We start from the raw sequence: 18,137 nt of genomic DNA, 5'->3' as shown, positions 1-18,137 counted from the left end.
GCTAAAAGCGCCACATTTTTCAAAAGAAAATGTGGCGCTTTTTTTATTGTTTTACTGCTTCTTCAGTCAAATCAAAAGGATTATCTACAGGGTTATAGACGCCGTCGTAATGCTTTTTAATATATGCTCTCATTTCTTTTGAGCCATATAATTCAACTAGTTTTTTAATCTGTTTATTGCCTTTGTTTTTGGGAGTGACTGCCGCAAATGTTGCAAACTTATCACTGTCTTCTAGGAACAATGCGTCTTTTTTAGGATTATATCCATTTTGCAATGCATAGTTGCTAGGTATGATAGCAGCATCCAAGTTTTTTAAAGTAGGTGCTAACATTCCTGCTTCGAGTTCTTTAAACTTTAGGTTTTTAGGATTTTCTTCAATGTCTTTTATGGTTGCTTTGCTGTTTGTACCGGGTTTTAATGTAATAAGACCGGCGCTTTGATAGATAAGTAAGCCTCTCCAAAGATTAATTGGGTCATTTGGGATGCCTACTGTGGCGTTTTTTGGAATATCTTTAATATCATTGTATTTCTCAGAATAAATAGCTTGAGAGCTAGTATATGCTTTAGCGATTGCGGTGATATTTGTTTTGTGATCCTTGTTATATTGTTCTAAAAATTGACTTGTTTGATAAACATTTACGTCGATTTTACCTTGTACTAGAGCTTGATTAGGTAAAATATAATCATTAAACGTAGTGACTTTAACAGTAATACCCCTATTTTTTGCTACTTCTTTTAGTTTATTTGCAATTTTTTCAAAAGGACCAGATGTAACTCCAATATTAATGATTTGCGTTTTCTCAGAAGTCGCAACAGAATCCGGTTTGCTACATCCTGCAACTGCAAAAATGATTAAAATAACAATTAATAACCTTACTAGTTTGTTATTCACTTTGATTTTCCTCCTTATTGGTAATAATTAGCTTTATTTTCGCTGCAATTTTTTAGATAAATAATTACCGCTAGATTGAACGAGTTGAACAATTGCGATTAAGATAATAACAGTAATAAACATTATCTTTAAATCCCACTGTTGATATCCATATCTTAACGCCAAATCACCAAGTCCCCCGGCTCCAACCGCACCTGCCATAGCAGAAGCCCCAATTAAACCAATAGTTGCAATAGTAAGACATAAGATAATACCGGATCTAGATTCGCGTAACATGATTCGAAAAACAATTTGTACTTTAGAAGCTCCCATTCCTCTATAAGCTTCGATGACTCCCCAATCTACCTCTAATAAAGTAGTTTCCATCAAACGTGCAATATAGGGGGCAGTATATACAATTAGCGGTACAACAGCTCCTCTTATACCAATAGGAGTACCAACTATAAAAGTGGTAAATGGAATAATAGCTACGAGTAAAACGATAAAAGGTACCGATCTTAAAATATTTATAATCGTGTTGAGTATTGTGAAGATATATGTATTAGATAATAAGTGGTTTTGTCTAGTGATAACCAGAAGAATTCCTAAGGGTATTCCTATAAGAGTAGAAAGAATGAGTGAAATCAAAACCATAACAGTGGTATCAATGATACCTTGAGAAAATAATGAGTATAATTCTTGCATTAGATATTCTCCTTTAAATGATTATGAAGTAATAGACATTCCTTGGTTTTTTAGTTGAGGTTTTGAAATTATTTCTGTGTAAAAAACATGATTTTTTATATAGTTCTTAGCATTCGCTATATCTAGGTGTGGGCCGTTGATTCGAAGAAGTAAAATGCTTAATGGATTGCCTTTAACGGCAGTGATGGTACCAGATAAAATAAACGTAGATACATTAAACTGTTGTTTTAATTCTTCTAACAATGTAGCGGTATTATGTTCTTCTCTCATGATAATTTTTATTATTAGCGAATCTTTAAAGCTTTTATTAACAGTTGAAAAAGAAAGTTCCTCATTAAAAATGGTCTTTACAAAACTTTTCGTAATAGAGTGTTGAGGATTACTAAATACGTTAATGATGTTTCCTGATTCTACAATTTTTCCTTTATCCATAACAGCAACCTTGTCGCAAACTCTCTTTATTACTTCCATTTCATGCGTAATAAGTACTATGGTTAAGTTGAACTTTTTATTGATATCTACTAAAAGTTGTAGAATAGATTCTGTTGTTTGAGGATCTAATGCTGAAGTTGCTTCATCACACAAAAGTATCTCCGAATTAATAGCAAGCGCTCGTGCAATACCAACACGTTGTTTCTGTCCCCCAGAAAGATTTGCCGGATAGGCGTAAACCTTATCTTCTAAGCCAACAAGCTTGAGGAGTTCCATTACGCGTGAGTTGATTTCTTTTTTAGGGTAGTGATGAATTTTTAGCAGTTCTGCGATATTCCCGTAAACATTAAGTGAAGATAATAAGTTGAAGTTTTGAAAGATAATTCCTATTTTCTTTCTGGCCTTTAATAATTGCTTTTCAGTTAAGGTAGTTAAGTCAAGGTTATTAACAAAAACATGTCCATTATCCGGACGTTCTAGTAAATTTATTGTTCTTAACAAAGTACTTTTACCAGCTCCGCTTAACCCAATAATCCCGTAAATTTCTCCTTTATCCACCTTTAAATTAATCTCGTTTAAAGCTTGAACAGGTTTGTTTTTTATAAAAAAATCCTTATTTACATTTTTGAGTTCAATCATGTTATCAACTCCTTTAATTATTGTATAAACCAACTAAATTTATTGGTATAGTTAGTTAATTTACAGTTATTAGAATCATAAGTCAATAACCTTTGAAGAAATCCTAATTCAGCATTAGTAATGGCTTCATTTATTTTTCATTATAAAGAGAGAAGTTTCATTGACACTCTGGAAGAATATGTTTTAAGATTACTTCCAAACAGATTTAATTCTTAGTTAATTTATGTATTTAATTAGTTTTGGAGGTTTCTATGGGGAAACATATTTATTTAAATGCGTTTGATATGAATTGTGTTGTACATCAGACACCTGGTTTGTGGACGTACCCAAGTGATCAGGCGGCCGAATATAAAACGTTAGATTACTGGGTGAAGTTAGCTAAGCTATTGGAAAAAGGAAAGTTTGACGGTTTGTTTTTAGCCGATGTATTAGGTGTTTATGACGTTTACAGGAAAAGTAACGAAGGAGCTCTTAAGCAAGCTGCTCAGCTTCCAGTGAATGAACCAACTGCGCTTATTTCCGCTATGGCCTATGCCACAAAGCATTTAGGGTTTGGGGTAACGGTGTCTACTACTTATGAGAAGCCTTATGCGTTTGCGCGAAAATTTTCGACGTTGGACCATTTAACAAATGGACGTATTGCATGGAATATTGTGACTTCATATCTTGAAAGCGGGTCAATTAATCTAGGATTAGAAGAACATTTTACGCATGCAACCCGCTATGATATTGCCGATGAATTTTTAGAAGTTTGCTATAAATTATGGGAAGGAAGTTGGGAGGAAGGAGCTGTTGCAAAAGATAAAGAAAAAGGGATCTTTACACTTCCAGACCGGGTTCATCCGATTAATCATAAAGGGAAGTGGTTTAGTGTTCCTGGTGTACATTTATCAGAACCTTCCCCGCAGCGAACTCCAGTTTTATTTCAAGCAGGGGCTTCTGCCCCAGGAAGAGCATTTGCCGCCAAACATGCTGAGTGTATCTTTACAAGTTTTCCTACTAAAAAAGTAGCCGCAGATTATGTGAAAAAAATGCGCGCTCAAATCGCTGCAGAAGGCAGAGACCCACAGAGCGTATTAATTTTTAATTTATTTACACCAATTGTTGGACGAACTGAAAAAGAGGCTGAGGAGAAGCTTGCTCAGTTTGAGAGCTATGTCAATTTCGAAGGAGCAGCTACGCTGTTTAGCGGCTGGACGGGAATCGATGTTTCTGCCTATGAACCAGAACAGCCTATTGAATTTATTGCGACGAATTCAGTTCGTTCCGCTTTAGAGAAATTTACAATAAGTGATCCCGATAGAAAGTGGACGGTAGAAGAAGTAGTGAAATTTGTCAGTATCGGAGGAATGGGACCGGTTACTGTGGGAAGTCCGGAACAAGTAGCTGATTTTATGGAAGAGTGGATAGACGATACAGGCATGGATGGATTTAATATGGCTTATGTGACCACGCCGGGAACGTTTGCTGATTTTATTGATTTAGTGATTCCTGTTTTACAGGAAAGAGATTTATTCAAAACAGATTACAGTGAAGGAACTTATAGAGAAAAGCTATTTAAAAAATCACATTTCTTGCCTGATGAACACTATGGCGCTCAGTATCGAAAGACGAGCCAAAAGGAGAGTTTAACATGACTGCAACAACTGTAAAGGAAGAAATTTATCTTGATCAAGCAAAAAAGCTGTCCGTTTTTTTTGCAAAGGATGCAGCACAGAGAGATAAAGAAGGCGGAACACCTAAACAGCAAAAAGATGCTATTCGCCAAAGTGGGCTGTTAAATTTATTAATTCCTCAAAAATATGGCGGAGAAGGCGGGAGATGGTCAACGGCTTTAGCTATTGTTCGAGAGTTGGCGAAAGGCGATGCAGCATTGGGTCATCTATACGGCTATCACTCCTTGTTTGTCTCAGATATTCGAATCAAAGGCACAGAAGAACAGCAGGCCTATTTTTATCCTTTATCTGTTCAGCAGCAAGCTTTTTGGGGAAATGCCTCTAATCCTTTAGTAGAAAGCCTAAAAGGTGACAAGCAATTACAAGGTTATCTGTTAAATGGAACGAAAGCGTTCGGTTCTGGTTCACCTGATTCTCAGTACTTATGGCTATCATTTAATGACAGAGAAACAGGGCAATATTTAAACGGCGTCGTGCCTACTGATAGAACAGGCATTACCGTCAAAGATGATTGGAATGCGATGGGACAAAGACAGACGGGAAGCGGAAATGTAGATTTTAAAAATGTACGAATAGAAGAACATGAAGTGATTCGAGATTTTGTTGAAAATCCTACTCCTTTTTCAACTATTGGAGCCTCGCTGTCGCAAATTATTTTAACGAATGTCTTTATAGGAAGCGCTTTTGGAGCAATTGAAGAAGCACAAAACTACACGGCTTCTAAAACAAGGCCTTGGTTAACATCAGGAGTAGAAAAAGCTTCTGATGATCCAGGTATACTGCGAAAATACGGTGAATTCTGGATTCAAGCAAAAGCAGCCAGTGCACTTGCAGATGAAGCAGCTCTCATATTGGATGAAGCGTGGGAAAAAGGCAAAAAATTAACGGAAGAAGAACGTGGAAACTTAGCAGTTCACGTAGCGGCTGCCAATGTTTTTGCTGGTAATGCTGCACTGGATATCACAAGTAAGATATTTGAAGTTATGGGAGCGCGTTCGGTTCATGCTGAATACGGATACGACCGATTCTGGCGTAATGTAAGAACTCATACTCTTCATAATCCAGCTGAATACAAGCTTCGAACGGTTGGGAACTGGGTGTTGAATCAGCAGTACCCTATACCTAATCCATATGCTTGATTTAAAAATAGTAAAAAATGAAGCTATCAGACAACTGAGGCTCCTTATTGCAGTTTATTTGTAATAACGGAGTTTTTTTATGTAGCTTTAAAAAGGGGCGAATACAAGTGGAGTTATTTTGGTTTATTCCAACGTATGGAGATGGACGTTATTTAGGAAGCCATGAGGGAGCCAGGGCTGCAAGCTATTCTTATTGCAAACAAGTTGCACAAGCTGCGGATGAGCTAGGCTATAGCGGAGTTTTGCTTCCGACGGGAAAATCATGTGAAGATGCATGGATTGCTGCCTCTACTTTAGTGCCAGTTACTGAAAATCTGAAGTTTTTAGTAGCGGTACGCCCGGGTTTAATGTCGCCTACACAAGCCGCAAGAATGGCTGCAACGTTTGACCGCTTTTCTAAAGGAAGGCTCCTTATTAATGTCGTAGCAGGAGGAGATCCCGTTGAGTTAGAAGGAGACGGAGTGTTTTTAAACCATCACGATCGCTATGAGCTGACAGATGAATTTTTGACAATATGGAGAAGGGTATTAAATGAATCCGATGTTCACTTCGACGGAGACTACTTGAGTGTTAAAGGTGGCGACGTGCTTTATCCGCCGATCCAAAAACCTTATCCTCCCCTTTATTTTGGAGGTTCTTCTCCTGTAGCGATGGACGTTGCTTCAAGGCATATAGACGTCTATTTGACTTGGGGAGAGCCTCCTGCACAAGTCAAAGAAAAAATTGAACGAATGAAAGAAAAAGCAAAGCAGAAAGGAAGAGAAATTCGATTTGGCATCAGGCTTCATGTCATTGTTCGTGAAACTGAAGAAGAAGCCTGGAAAGCTGCAGATGAACTGATTCAACATGTAGATGAAGAAGCTGTTAAATCAGCCCAAAAAGTATTTTCTCGAATGGATTCAGAAGGTCAAAAACGTATGAGCGCCTTGCATCAAGGTGACCGTTCAAACTTAGAGGTAAGTCCTAACCTATGGGCTGGTGTAGGGTTAGTTCGAGGAGGAGCAGGGACTGCTTTAGTAGGAGATGCTGATACGGTGGCACAACGAATCAAAGAATATGCAGAGTTAGGTATCGAAACATTTATTTTATCTGGATATCCTCATTTAGAAGAAGCATATCGAACAGCAGAGCTTTTGTTTCCAAGGCTTCCAGTTAAGTGTAAGCACGATGAGAACGAGCGCACATTTATCAGTCCATTTGGTGAAGTGAAAGTGAATGATAAAGCACCCGCTAAAAGGTGAGAAAGGAGGGTAATCATGAACAACACCCAAACGATTGCAGCGTCTCAAGAGAAGATCCTTGAATTGGCTAACCAGTTGGCTAAAGAGTTTTCCAAAACTGCTGTAAAAAGAGATAGAGAAGGTGGAACGCCTCTACATGAGCGTAATCTGCTTAGAAAAAGCGGTCTTTTAGCCCTCCCAATTCCTAAGGAATACGGAGGTTATGGAGCCGGCTGGCCGATTGTTTTTAAAGTCGTGAATATCATTGCGAAAGCAGATAGTTCACTTGCACACTTGTTGGGGTATCATTATTTGACGGTTTGTTCAACGTTTCTGTTTGGAAGTACTAAGCAGTACAAAACTTTTTACAAAGAAACAGCCTCTCAGCAGCTATTTTGGGGCAATGCCTTTAATCCTAGAGATTCAGGACTAAAAGCAGTTCGAGAAAATGGACGATTAATGCTCAGCGGAAGCAAGAGTTTTTGTTCCGGGGCAACGGATTCAGACCGTTTGTTAGTGTCGGCTCAAGAAGAAGGAAGCGATGAGGTATTGCTATGTGTACTTCCTACTCATAGAGCCGGAATCGTTACTGAAGATAATTGGGACGGATTTGGACAGCGCCAAACGGATAGCGGAAGTGTAAAGTTTGAAGATGTTATCGTTTATGAAGAAGAAATATTGTATAAAGCAGCCGAAGAGCAAAAGGTTTTTCCTACGGTACGAACGCATTTGGCTCAGCTTATGCTCACTCACTTATTGTACGGTATTGCTCAAGGAGCTTTGGAGGAATCAAAAGCTTATGTGAAGGCTCATACAAAGCCGTGGATAAGTTCGGATGTTGAAGCAGCGGAGCAAGATCCTTACATTATTCAGCAATACGGTGAAATGAGTTTAAATCTTCATGCTTGTTCAGCACTTATAGAAAAAGCTGTTGCAGAATTTGATCATGCATGGAAAAAAGAAGATGCGCTAACGAAACAGCAGCGGGGCGAGTCCGGAGTTGCGATTGCGTTGGCCAAAACATTTACTGTCAAAACGGTCTTACATATTACCTCTACTATATTTGATGGGATGGGAGCGAGAGCCACGTCTGATCAGTATAAATTTGATCGATACTGGCGCAACGCCCGGACAATTAGCTTACACGATCCTATTGCTTATAAGCTGCGTGACATAGGTAAATGGTGTCTTAGCAGTGAACTGCCGCCTATTACACCATATTCATAGAAAGTCTGCTAAAAAGAGGCTGGGAGAAAAATAGTTTAGTTGAAGGAAGATCCGAACGATGAATCGTTCGGTTTTTTTCATGGGTAGGGTGAACATAGGTTTCATATATTGAGTTGCTTCCAGCGGTGTCTCAAGCAGTTCAGCTCATATATCCCATTTGTTCGTCTTTAGATTGGAATGATGTAGCTATGTCTCAATCTCTTTTTTTTGTAGAATAGATATAATTTTTTTAATTAAAAAATAACGAATCAGCTTGTTTAAATAGATAAAACTGATATAATGATAACGATTATCAGTTTCAAGAGTCGATTATCTACATAAAGATACAAGCAGGAGGAATGACATTTGAATAAGAAAAAAATAGGACTGCTGGCTTTTATTACAATGCTGGCAATCGGAATGCTTATCGGCTGCAGCAGCACGAATAAGGAAAATTCAGCTGATGAAAAAAGTGAAAAAACAAGAGTGGTCAAGCATGAGCTTGGAGAGACAAAGGTAAAAGAGAATCCAAAGCGAGTAGTCGTATTAGAGTTAGGCTTTATTGATGCATTGTTAGATGCTGGTATCAAACCTGTAGGAGTAGCTGATGATGATAAAGCAGAACAGCTTATTGATAAAGATGTACTAAAAGAAATCAAGGGATACAAATCAGTTGGCACGCGAGCGCAGCCAAGCTTGGAATCGATTAAACTGCTGAAGCCCGATTTGATTATCGCCGATTCAGAACGTCATAAAAATGTATACAAAGAATTATCGAAAATTGCGCCAACGATTGAGTTAAAAAACTTAAATGCTAATTACGATGATTTACTAAATACAGAGTTAAAAGTAGGAGAAGCGGTTGGCAAGAAAGCAAAAGTTGAAAAAGTGGTAGAAGAGCATAAGCAAAAAATGAAGGATTTAAAAGCAACAGCACCAAAAAATCCGGGCAATGTACTTGTTATCGCTGATGCAAATGGTAATATTAATGCTAGAACTTCAAATTTCTTTACAACGGGTGTTCTTGAGCAATTAGGCTTCAAAAATGCATTAACAGATCCTACAAAAGAGTACAGTGTAAAAATGACAATGGAACAGCTCGTAAAAGCAGATCCGGACAAACTCATTGTTATGCGAAATGAAAAAGGTCATACGCCTTTAGCAAAACAGCCATTATGGAAAGAGCTAAAAGCGGTTAAAAATAATCAAGTGTATGAAGTTGATGTATTTAAATGGTCTCTTCGCCGAAGTGTACAAGGTGCAAATGGTATTGCAGATGAAGCAGAAAAGTTATTATTTGAAGGCAAATAATAACGAAGAAAAGAACAATCCCGCGGGATTGTTCTTTTCTTTTTATTGAACTTTCAAATGAAAGGAGGCGCAGTCTACTATGAAAGCTGTTCACGGCTTATCCAAAAGAAACAAATCTCCGCTTCGTATAATAGCTATTTTTCTTGCGGTTATTATTCTTTTACTGATTTCAATGTTTTTATCTATTTCCATCGGTTCTATACATATTTCTTTTGGAACGATTAAGCAAGCTATACTAAATTTTGACGGATCAAAAGAACAGTCTATTATTCAAACTGTCCGTCTGCCTCGCTTACTGGTAACCACATTTGTTGGCGCTAATTTGGCTGTCGCTGGAGCGTTGATGCAAGCATTAACTAGAAATCCATTAGCTTCTCCTGGTATTTTTGGTATTAATGCTGGCGCATCAGCGGCAATGGTATTTTTAACGGTTTTAGTGCCTAGTGTAAGCATAATTGGCGGGGTATTCGGTGCATTTTTAGGAGGCGCATTTGCTGCTGTTATTGTTTATGTCATGAGTTCGTTGATTAAAGGAGGCGACAGTGATGTAAAGCTTGCTTTAACAGGTGTTGCTATACAAGGTATGCTTATGTCTCTCACGCAAACACTGCTGATTTTTAATGAAAGCAAAACAGAAGGCGTTATGTTCTGGCTCACCGGTTCAGTTATTGGGCGAGATTGGGGACATGTTCATGTATTGGTTCCTTTTAGCATCGCGGGCCTGCTTATTGCGTTTGGTCTGGGAAGAGCGTCTTCTTTATTGTCTTTAGGAGATGACGTAGCTAGAGGACTCGGGCAGCGAGTCTTTGCCATTAGAGCGTTCACTGCAGTTGTTGTGATTGTATTAGCAGGTGTTTCGGTGGCAATTGCGGGTCCCATTGGCTTTGTAGGGCTTGTTGTTCCTCATATGGTACGCTATTTAATAGGTGTAGATTACCGGGTCGTTTTGCCAATGAGCGCGCTGCTTGGTGCATCTTTATTGCTATTAGCAGACGTATTATCACGATTTATTACATACCCGTATGAGACTCCTGTAGGTGCAGTAACAGCATTGCTCGGAACGCCGTACTTTATTTACTTAGCGAGACGCAAAAAAACAGAAAGGAAGGCATGAGTTATATGCAGACTGTCAATAAAACAAAAAAGCAGCCATCTCGATTCAAGTCTGTCGGCCTGTTTATCATTCTTTCTGTCTTAATTATAGCGCTGAGTGTCATAAGCCTTAGCTTAGGAGACATTAACATACCTCCTCTAGACATTATTACGTCTTTTATTGGTATTGGCGATCCTGACTTGACGTCCATTTTAGTAGAATTTCGTCTACCTCGTATTTTGCTGGCTATTTTAACAGGAGTCGGCCTAGCTGTGTCCGGAGTCGTCGTACAGTCCATTATGAGAAATCCGCTCGCTAGTCCAGATACATTAGGTCTATCAAGCGGATCAGGATTAGCAGCTGTTGCAGTCACTATTTTACTGCCTTTAGCAAGCCCATCTGTTTTATCCGCCGCTGCGTTTGCAGGAGGATCGCTTGTCTTTGTCATCGTCTATTTGCTTGCTTATAAAAAAGGAGTAGAACCTATTCGATTTGCATTAATAGGTGTAGCAGTCAGCGCTTTTTGTTCATCCGGTATTCACTTGTTAATTTCAAAAGCAAATCCAAACGTAAATGCCGCACTGATTTGGCTGAGCGGCAGCTTATGGGGAAGGACATGGGATCAATTAATTGGTTTACTTCCCTGGGTCGTTATATTAGTACCGCTGATTTGGCTGTTAGCTGCCCGATTAGATTTAATTCATTTAGGTGATGAAGTGGCTCGAGGACTAGGGGCTAGAGTAGAGTTAATTCGTTTAGTATTGCTAGCAAGCGCGGTGGCAATGACGGCTGCGGTTGTATCGGTTGTTGGCACCATTGGCTTTGTAGGGCTTATTATTCCTCATGTGGCCAAACGGTTAGTGGGACCGAGACACAAAAAATTGATTCCTACAGCCGCTTTGCTTGGCGCTTTGTTTGTACTAGGAGCAGATTTAATTGGGAGAGGAATTGCTCCTCCGATTGAAATTCCGGCCGGATTAATCATTGGCATTATCGGCGCTCCGTATTTTCTTTATTTACTGTGGAGAGAATCTAAAAAATGAGGCTGTGACAAAAGTAGTGTAGTTAAAGTTAAACACGAACTATTCATCCATCAAAAATGGATGAATAGTTCGTGTTGTTTTGTAATCATGGTGAACGTAGGTTTTACAAGCAGTCCAACTCATATATCCCTATTGCTCGTTTTTAGATTGGGTTCATTTCGTTATGTCCCAATCTCATTTTTATTCCAAATGAATTTTTGGGAATGGAATATGCGGAGGCTCTTCTAGCCATCCTTGTTCAATACTTATTCTTGATACTTCTTTGGCGTATTCTAAAATTTTATTCGTGAAGTTTGTATAGTTTAAAGCGAGATCTAAACGCGGGCTCGTTGACATCGCAAGCCCGTATCCACGTACATTTTCAGTAATCATCGCGGCTAGGTGAAACATCATGAGTTTTTCTGAAAATGGAGGAACGGAAGACTTTTCTACTCCGTAATCCCACTTCATTGTGACCGGTATGTTTTCTACCATTAGCGGTTGTGACAGGGATTCAATGTGCTGCTGTACCTGCTTTCTACCTTTTAACAAAAAAGCTTGAATTTCCTGAGAAGGAGCTGTTTGAGCAAACCCTAAAATTAAATCCTTTGCAATTAAGTTCGTCTGTATGCTTGACACGATATGAGAAATTTCAATGACGGTTAACGGCCGCTTTTCATCAAAATAGCTTCCCAAGAAGAGTTCTTTATCGTTCATATCAGACGCATCTGCAATAGGAATAGGAGGAAGCTCTATAAAAATTTGTTTTTCTAACAGCAAATCTGTAATCGTTTGGTTAAGCTTTTCTGCTTTTAATAGCAAGCTGCGAAAAAAAGGTCGTACATCATTTCTTGCGGCAACATCGACACCCGTAGTTGCTGATAGCAGAAGGACATTTGAAATATGCTTCAAATAAAGCAAATAAAAAGAATCCGAAAATAATTTTGGAGCTTCAACATCAAGGTCTTCTTCGCCGAAACCGAGCGGGATTGGCATATTTTCTTTTAAAAAGATAGCAGTGAGCGCATCACTGTTTTTTGTTGTGATGTGCAGTGTACCTTGAATCGCTTTTTGAATATCTAAATCGTCTACATGACACAGAAAATGTTTAAGCATACAAGAAATTGCTTTATCGTTCATATATTGCTTCCAAATAACAGCCATCTCGGCGGCTGATAGTGGAGAAAATGATTGATTGTTCATAATAAACTCCTCATATATAGATAATTAACAAGTTTCTAAAAATTTATCAACTAGTATAAGTCAAAGGAAGTAAGATAAACACTATAGAAAGTAAAAAAAGGTATCAACATTTTACTATAAGAGTAACCGTCATGCATAATTTAAAGGTTCTTTTAGGAAAAAAAGTGTTCAACCGCTTCTTTCTTGCAAAGCAGAAATAAAACCGAAATAATAAATGAAGAAAGTCAGGCAAGAAAGGAGTTTCATTATATGCCAGAAGGTCCAGAAATTAGACGAGCAGCTGATGAAGTGGAAAAAGCGATTATCAGTCTTCCCGTTAGAGAGATATGGTTTGCTTTTCCATCTTTACAGCATTACGAAGAAGTATTAACGGGTGCTCGTATTAAAAGGGTAGATACAAAAGGGAAGGCTATGCTTATTCGTTTTGACAACGGCTATACCATTTATTCACATAATCAGCTTTATGGAAAATGGTATGTACGTTCGTCTTACAATTATCCATCTACAAACAGACAGCTGCGTCTTGCTATTCATAATGAAAAGAAATCAGCGCTGCTCTATAGCGCTTCTGATATTGAAGTATTACGTGATGAAGAAGTTTCTGCTCATCCTTTTGTATCAAGAGTAGGTCCGGATACTTTAAGTGAAGAAGTAACGGCAGATGAGCTTTTAGATCGCTTTTACTCTAAGCCATTTTACCGCAGAAAATGGGCGTCGCTGTTGCTAGACCAAAGCTTTATAGCGGGGATTGGAAATTATTTGCGCAGTGAAATCCTATTTGTAGCGGGAATTAATCCTGCTGCTCGTCCAGTAGACTGCACGGAAGAACAGCTTAAAAAGGCAGCTGAAGCAACCATTTCTCTTGTAAAACAGTCCTATGAAACAGGTGGCATTACAAATGATGTAAAGCTTGCTGAAACGTTAAAGAAGAAAGGCCAAAAGCGCTCTCAATACCGCCACTGGGTTTTTAACCGTGAAGGAGAAGCTTGCCGAATTGACGGCACGCCTATCTTAAAAGTGCAAGCTGCTTCTAGAAGGCTTTATTACTGTCCTATTTGTCAAAAATAGCAGGATATATTTATTCTGCTATTTTTTTGATGTGTAAATGAATGACTGTTCATTTTTGTGATATAGTTAAAAAGTAAAGTCATAATCTTAAGGGGAGGGATAAGATGGAATGTAAAGCAGGAGATACATTTACGTGGCAAAGAACGTTTCAAGAGGAAGAAATCATGCAGTTTGCGGAGATGACTGGAGACCGGGGCAAACATCATATAGAACGTGACGAAAAAGGGCGGCTAATGGTGCATGGACTTATGACTGCTAGTATTGGGACAAAAATAGGAGGAGACTTAAACTACATTGCAAGAGAAATGGTGAGTGAATTTCTTCGTCCAGTTTTTGCGGGAGATACAGTTACCTGTGAATGCATATTAACTGAAGTAGAAAAAGCAGATGGTTTTCAAAAAGTGAAAATCAAATCAGTGTATCGAAATCAACAAGGTAAAGAAGTACTGATAGGAACAAGTAATGGAATTATTAGAGATTAAAATGATAACGCTAACAAGAAATAAGTTATGAATGTTGTTAGAAAAGTCACGGGTTCGTGACTTTTTTATGTTGTTTTTTAAAACTAAATTTTAAAAAGAAAGAAAATTATCGAAATTATATTTTAAAGAGATTATAATAACCATAACTTTACTACAAGATTAAAAAGGAGCTAAAAAGATGAATGAATAGCTTACATTGTTAACCACAGAGTCTCAAAACGAGTAGGCAATGAAGGTAGATGCGGCTAGTAAAAAAGAAATTTTAAACGTAATGAATAAATGGTAATTCTCTTATTGGAAAAGAAGCGGACCATAGTATTGAGGTAGTAGTAGGTCCGGAAGTGCTAACAGGTTCCACAAGGTTAAAAGCAGCAAGCGCTCATAAAATGATTCTCAACATGATTTCTACAGCGGCTATGATTAAAGTAGGAAAAGCGTATGAAAACTTAATGATAGATGTTCATGTGAGTAATGAAAAGCTTAAAGAACGAGCGATAGGTATTATTTGTAAAATTACAGGTGTTTCTTATGAACAAGCAAATCAAAAGCTTGAAGAAGCAAATAATGAGGTGAAAACAGCAGTGGTTATGATCAAAACAGATGAAAATTACGACACCGCGAAGATGTTACTGAATGATGCGGGCGGTTATGTGAGAAAAGCGATTGAACATTACGTATAAGGGAGAGAAACGATGTCAACAGGCGGATTAACAATGATTAAAAACACGGTGGCAAAGCTTCCTGATTCGGAGAGGAAAATTGCTGAATATATTTTAAATAATCCGCATACTGTGGTAAACAGTACGGCTGGGGAATTAGGTAGACTAGCGAATGCGAGCAGTGCTGATGTTATTCGTTTGTGTAAATCTATCGGGGTTAGCGGGTTTCAAGAATTAAAGGTAAGAGTAGCCGGAGATTTAGCTAGAGATACGGAGCAAGGATACCGCGATATTGAAACAAATGAAACGATCCAATCTATTGTCAAAAAAACGGCAAGCAACAGCATTCAAAGTCTAAGTGATACGGCCGAGCTTGTGAATTATAAAGAAGCAGAGCGGGCTGTTTTGGCGCTGATTGAAGCCAAAAACATTCATTTTTTTGGAATCAGTGCTTCACATATTATTGCGATGGATGCGCAGCAAAAATTTCTTCGAATTAATAAAAATGCGACGGCTTTTGCAGATAGCCATCTAGCAGCTACACTCATCGCAAATGCAAGTAAAGACGATGTAGTTGTGGGCATCTCTTTTTCAGGGGAGACTCCTGAAGTAAGCCACGTCTTATCTTTAGCTAAAAATCGCGGAGTAAAGACGATTAGCTTAACCAAATACGGACAGTCTACCGTTTCGTCTTTAGCTGATATTTGTTTGTATACGTCTTATTCTCAAGAAGTGCCGTTTCGAAGCGCGGCTACATCGTCTCGTTTAGCCCAGCTTTATATGATTGATGTGTTGTTTTTAAGTATTGCAGCGCAGCAGTATGACCAGACGATTGAGTATATTGATAAAACAAGGGATGCCATTCAGTTTTTGAAAACTAAGAAATAAAAAAGAAAGCGATTACAAAAAGGGGATTTTGTGGTCTATTTCCTCAGTACCATATCCATCTAAGAGGAAAATACAAAGGGGGATTAACATGTCTTTAGATAATCATCAATTAGCAAAGGTTATTTTGGAGATGCTTGGGGGAGCATCGAATATTGAAGCGTATACGCATTGTATGACTCGGCTGCGGGTGACTGTAAAAGATGATTCAATTGTAAAAAAGGCAGATATACGAAAGCTTGAAGGCGTGCTCGGATTAGTTGAAGAAGAAACGCTGCAAATCATTATTGGTCCTGGAAAAGTAAACAAAGTAACAGAGGAATTTGGAAAGTTAATTGATGAATCCGGCGGTATTAATTTAGAAAATCGTGCGGCTCAGCGGAAATCGGAGCTGAAAGAAAAAAATGCAACTCCGTTTAAGCTCTTGCTTCGCCGAATTGCGAGTATTTTTATTCCGTTAATACCTGCTCTTGTAGCATCGGGACTTATCACTGGAGTGACAAAAGCAGCTGTTCAAGCGAAGTGGCTTCCGGCAGATTCACAGATTGCTATTCTTTTAACCGTTATCGGGAGCGGTTTATTTGCCTATCTTGGTATTTTAGTAGGTATTAATGCCGCAAAAGAATTTGGTGGTTCGCCGGCTCTAGGAGGCTTAGCAGGCATTTTAGTCATTAATCCTGCCGTAGCTGATATTAAACTTTTTGGTGAAGCTCTTTTGCCGGGGCGTGGCGGCTTAATAGGCGTGTTGCTTGCAGCAATCTTTATGGCCGTGGTAGAAAAACGAGTACGTAAATTTGTCCCTCAGTCACTGGATATTATTCTTACACCAACCGTTACGGTGTTAATTACAGGCATTATTACGTATGTAGTATTCATGCCAATCGGAGGCTTAATTTCAGATGGAATCACAAAAGGTCTTTTAGGAGTTCTAGAGGTTGGAGGAGTTGTAGCAGGCTTTGTTTTAGGAGCAACGTTTTTGCCGCTCGTTATTACAGGACTGCATCAAGGTCTTACTCCTGTTCATTTAGAGCTTATTAATTCAATTGGAGATGATCCGCTTCTTCCTATACTAGCAATGGGCGGAGCCGGTCAGGTAGGTGCAGCTTTTGCTATTTATATCAAAACAAAGAAAAAACGTTTAAAGCGAGCAATTGGAGGGGCACTTCCTTCAGGTCTGCTGGGAATCGGAGAGCCGCTTATTTTTGGAGTCACACTTCCTTTAGGGCGCCCATTTTTAACCGCTTGTCTTGGAGCCGGAATCGGAGGAGCGTTTCAGGCGCACTTCCATATTGCAACTGTAGCAGTGGGGGTATCCGGTTTGCCGCTTACGTTTTTAGTTCATGCGCATCAAATTCTTCTTTATTTACTTGGATTAGTTATTGCTTATGCAGCAGGGTTTATTTGTACCTATTTCTTTGGATTTAACGATGAAATGGCGAGGGAGTTTGAATGATCGGTATTTCGTTTTATTTAAATGATAGTGATGCCAAAAAAAGATTAATAGAAGCGAGTGAATGCGGAGTTACACGCGCATTCACTTCGCTTCACATTCCAGAAGAAAAAGGAGACTTGGCTGAACGGGCAAAAGAATTGCTTCATGTGGCTAGAGATTGTGGAATAAGCGTGTATGCAGACGTATCCAAGCATACGCCGGTTCATTTAGGTATTGAAAGCCTTATGACGCTATCTTCACTTGGCGTATCGGGTATTAGACTAGACGATGGCTTTAGTGTAAAAGAAACTCTTTCGCTTGCGAATGAATTTTATATTGCTGTTAATGCAAGTACGTTATCCAAACAAGAAATAGAATCGCTGTTATCTGCAGGCCTTCATCATCATCAGCTGCTTGCATGGCATAATTTTTATCCGCGGCCTGAAACAGGACTTGAAGAAACGTTTTTTCAACAGCAGACAGATTTATTTAATGAACTTCGTATCCCAGTCTGCGCTTATATTCCTGGAGAAGGCGAAAAAAGAGGCCCTGTTTATCAAGGTCTTCCTACTAGAGAAAAAGACCGTAATAGATGTCCTTTTACCTCTGCAGTAGATTTATACGGATGCGGAGTAACGGAGGTTTATATTGGAGATCCATACGCCGGTTCAAGTTTATTAAAGCGTTTAGTTCGATATCAAGAAAACCGCATTATTCCGCTGCGCATTCGTTCACTTCATATAGAGGGAACGTACAGCGTGCGTCCGGATGTATCAAGAGACGTTCTGCGGTTGGTTGATACTCGATCTGTAAAACCAGTGCCGCCATTTCGTACAGTAGAACGCAGAATCGGAGCAATTACAATGGACAATGATGGCTACGGACGCTACAGAGGAGAGATTCAAATAGCTAAAACGAATTTGCCTGCAAATGCTAATGTTAACGTGATTGGGTATGTGATAGAGGAAGATTATGAGCTACTTTCATTAGTGAGACCGGGGCGAAAACTTGAGCTTGTCACTGTCTAAATGGAAAAATCGTGTATTTTTAAAAAAGCCGATAGCTAACTAGTAAGCTTATAAAAGTAAAGAGCA

At 38.8% G+C, this 18,137-nt stretch carries 16 protein-coding genes and 1 pseudogene; 13 read left to right on the top strand and 4 right to left on the bottom strand.

Annotation, left to right across the window (positions count from 1 at the left end):
* Nucleotides 1-43: 43 nt before the first annotated feature.
* The 3 genes from LAV82_RS10550 to LAV82_RS10540 are packed head-to-tail and all read right to left on the bottom strand — an operon-like array spanning nt 44 to nt 2,647.
* On the bottom strand, nt 44-892 hold the full coding sequence (locus LAV82_RS10550) for a MetQ/NlpA family ABC transporter substrate-binding protein (RefSeq protein ID WP_499716052.1): 849 nt from the start codon (nt 890-892) through the stop codon (nt 44-46).
* A 33-nt stretch (nt 893-925) separates the two neighbouring features.
* On the bottom strand, nt 926-1,576 hold the full coding sequence (locus LAV82_RS10545) for a methionine ABC transporter permease (RefSeq protein ID WP_328247681.1): 651 nt from the start codon (nt 1,574-1,576) through the stop codon (nt 926-928).
* 21 nt (nt 1,577-1,597) lie between these two features.
* Nucleotides 1,598-2,647, bottom strand: a complete 1,050-nt coding sequence (locus LAV82_RS10540) for a methionine ABC transporter ATP-binding protein (protein ID WP_353636454.1) — start codon at nt 2,645-2,647, stop codon at nt 1,598-1,600.
* A gap of 251 nt (nt 2,648-2,898) precedes the next feature.
* Between LAV82_RS10540 and LAV82_RS10535 the strand changes: the two genes are divergently transcribed.
* From LAV82_RS10535 to LAV82_RS10505, 7 genes are all read left to right on the top strand, one after another.
* Nucleotides 2,899-4,284, top strand: a complete 1,386-nt coding sequence (locus tag LAV82_RS10535) for an LLM class flavin-dependent oxidoreductase (RefSeq protein ID WP_499716051.1) — start codon at nt 2,899-2,901, stop codon at nt 4,282-4,284.
* On the top strand, nt 4,281-5,462 hold the full coding sequence (locus LAV82_RS10530; RefSeq protein ID WP_499716050.1) for an acyl-CoA dehydrogenase family protein: 1,182 nt from the start codon (nt 4,281-4,283) through the stop codon (nt 5,460-5,462). The genes LAV82_RS10535 and LAV82_RS10530 overlap by 4 nt, the downstream gene beginning before the upstream one ends.
* 107 nt (nt 5,463-5,569) lie before the next feature.
* On the top strand, nt 5,570-6,703 hold the full coding sequence (gene ssuD, locus LAV82_RS10525; protein ID WP_211078396.1) for an FMNH2-dependent alkanesulfonate monooxygenase: 1,134 nt from the start codon (nt 5,570-5,572) through the stop codon (nt 6,701-6,703).
* Nucleotides 6,704-6,718: 15 nt separating this feature from the next.
* Nucleotides 6,719-7,909 (top strand): acyl-CoA dehydrogenase family protein, encoded by a 1,191-nt coding sequence (locus LAV82_RS10520; protein ID WP_013055581.1) that lies wholly within the window; start codon nt 6,719-6,721, stop codon nt 7,907-7,909.
* 345 nt (nt 7,910-8,254) lie between these two features.
* Nucleotides 8,255-9,199 (top strand): ABC transporter substrate-binding protein, encoded by a 945-nt coding sequence (locus LAV82_RS10515; protein ID WP_499716049.1) that lies wholly within the window; start codon nt 8,255-8,257, stop codon nt 9,197-9,199.
* Nucleotides 9,200-9,278: 79 nt separating this feature from the next.
* Complete coding sequence (locus tag LAV82_RS10510; RefSeq protein ID WP_211078397.1) at nt 9,279-10,313, top strand: FecCD family ABC transporter permease; 1,035 nt, start codon at nt 9,279-9,281, stop codon at nt 10,311-10,313.
* Between the two features lie 5 nt (nt 10,314-10,318).
* Complete coding sequence (locus LAV82_RS10505; RefSeq protein WP_211078398.1) at nt 10,319-11,335, top strand: FecCD family ABC transporter permease; 1,017 nt, start codon at nt 10,319-10,321, stop codon at nt 11,333-11,335.
* Nucleotides 11,336-11,515: 180 nt separating this feature from the next.
* Here the strand turns inward: LAV82_RS10505 and LAV82_RS10500 are convergent, their stop codons facing one another.
* A complete protein-coding gene (locus tag LAV82_RS10500; protein ID WP_211078399.1) occupies nt 11,516-12,517 on the bottom strand; it encodes a DUF3231 family protein in 1,002 nt (333 codons plus the stop codon).
* Nucleotides 12,518-12,766: 249 nt separating this feature from the next.
* Between LAV82_RS10500 and nei the strand changes: the two genes are divergently transcribed.
* From nei to LAV82_RS10470, 6 genes and pseudogenes are all read left to right on the top strand, one after another.
* A complete protein-coding gene (nei, locus tag LAV82_RS10495; protein ID WP_499716048.1) occupies nt 12,767-13,585 on the top strand; it encodes an endonuclease VIII in 819 nt (272 codons plus the stop codon).
* A 104-nt stretch (nt 13,586-13,689) separates the two neighbouring features.
* On the top strand, nt 13,690-14,067 hold the full coding sequence (locus tag LAV82_RS10490; RefSeq protein WP_013055587.1) for an FAS1-like dehydratase domain-containing protein: 378 nt from the start codon (nt 13,690-13,692) through the stop codon (nt 14,065-14,067).
* 278 nt (nt 14,068-14,345) lie between these two features.
* Nucleotides 14,346-14,747, top strand: a pseudogene (locus tag LAV82_RS10485) (N-acetylmuramic acid 6-phosphate etherase family protein); the annotation flags it as partial.
* A 12-nt stretch (nt 14,748-14,759) separates the two neighbouring features.
* On the top strand, nt 14,760-15,614 hold the full coding sequence (locus LAV82_RS10480) for a MurR/RpiR family transcriptional regulator (RefSeq protein WP_499716047.1): 855 nt from the start codon (nt 14,760-14,762) through the stop codon (nt 15,612-15,614).
* Between the two features lie 88 nt (nt 15,615-15,702).
* A complete protein-coding gene (locus LAV82_RS10475; protein WP_499716045.1) occupies nt 15,703-17,064 on the top strand; it encodes a PTS transporter subunit EIIC in 1,362 nt (453 codons plus the stop codon).
* Nucleotides 17,061-18,071 (top strand): MupG family TIM beta-alpha barrel fold protein, encoded by a 1,011-nt coding sequence (locus LAV82_RS10470; protein ID WP_211078403.1) that lies wholly within the window; start codon nt 17,061-17,063, stop codon nt 18,069-18,071. The genes LAV82_RS10475 and LAV82_RS10470 overlap by 4 nt, the downstream gene beginning before the upstream one ends.
* The last annotated feature ends 66 nt before the right edge of the window (nt 18,072-18,137 follow it).

The sequence above is a fragment of the Bacillus sp. ILBB4 genome, from assembly GCF_035064545.1.
In the GTDB taxonomy this organism is placed as follows: Bacteria; Bacillota; Bacilli; order Bacillales; family Bacillaceae_H; genus Priestia.
This window is presented reverse-complemented; position numbering and strand designations above follow the sequence as displayed.

Excerpts from the sequence above, each read along its gene's own strand:
- LAV82_RS10530 (WP_499716050.1), top strand. The coding sequence starts at position 4,281 with ATGACTGCAACAACTGTAAAGGAAGAAATTTATCTTGATCAAGCAAAA.
- LAV82_RS10490 (WP_013055587.1), top strand. The coding sequence starts at position 13,690 with ATGGAATGTAAAGCAGGAGATACATTTACGTGGCAAAGAACGTTTCAA.
- LAV82_RS10520 (WP_013055581.1), top strand. The coding sequence starts at position 6,719 with ATGAACAACACCCAAACGATTGCAGCGTCTCAAGAGAAGATCCTTGAA.
- LAV82_RS10540 (WP_353636454.1), bottom strand. The coding sequence starts at position 2,647 with ATGATTGAACTCAAAAATGTAAATAAGGATTTTTTTATAAAAAACAAA.
- LAV82_RS10470 (WP_211078403.1), top strand. The coding sequence starts at position 17,061 with ATGATCGGTATTTCGTTTTATTTAAATGATAGTGATGCCAAAAAAAGA.
- nei (WP_499716048.1), top strand. The coding sequence starts at position 12,767 with ATGCCAGAAGGTCCAGAAATTAGACGAGCAGCTGATGAAGTGGAAAAA.
- LAV82_RS10535 (WP_499716051.1), top strand. The coding sequence starts at position 2,899 with ATGGGGAAACATATTTATTTAAATGCGTTTGATATGAATTGTGTTGTA.
- LAV82_RS10545 (WP_328247681.1), bottom strand. The coding sequence starts at position 1,576 with ATGCAAGAATTATACTCATTATTTTCTCAAGGTATCATTGATACCACT.
- LAV82_RS10510 (WP_211078397.1), top strand. The coding sequence starts at position 9,279 with ATGAAAGCTGTTCACGGCTTATCCAAAAGAAACAAATCTCCGCTTCGT.
- LAV82_RS10505 (WP_211078398.1), top strand. The coding sequence starts at position 10,319 with ATGCAGACTGTCAATAAAACAAAAAAGCAGCCATCTCGATTCAAGTCT.
- LAV82_RS10500 (WP_211078399.1), bottom strand. The coding sequence starts at position 12,517 with ATGAACAATCAATCATTTTCTCCACTATCAGCCGCCGAGATGGCTGTT.
- LAV82_RS10475 (WP_499716045.1), top strand. The coding sequence starts at position 15,703 with ATGTCTTTAGATAATCATCAATTAGCAAAGGTTATTTTGGAGATGCTT.
- LAV82_RS10480 (WP_499716047.1), top strand. The coding sequence starts at position 14,760 with ATGTCAACAGGCGGATTAACAATGATTAAAAACACGGTGGCAAAGCTT.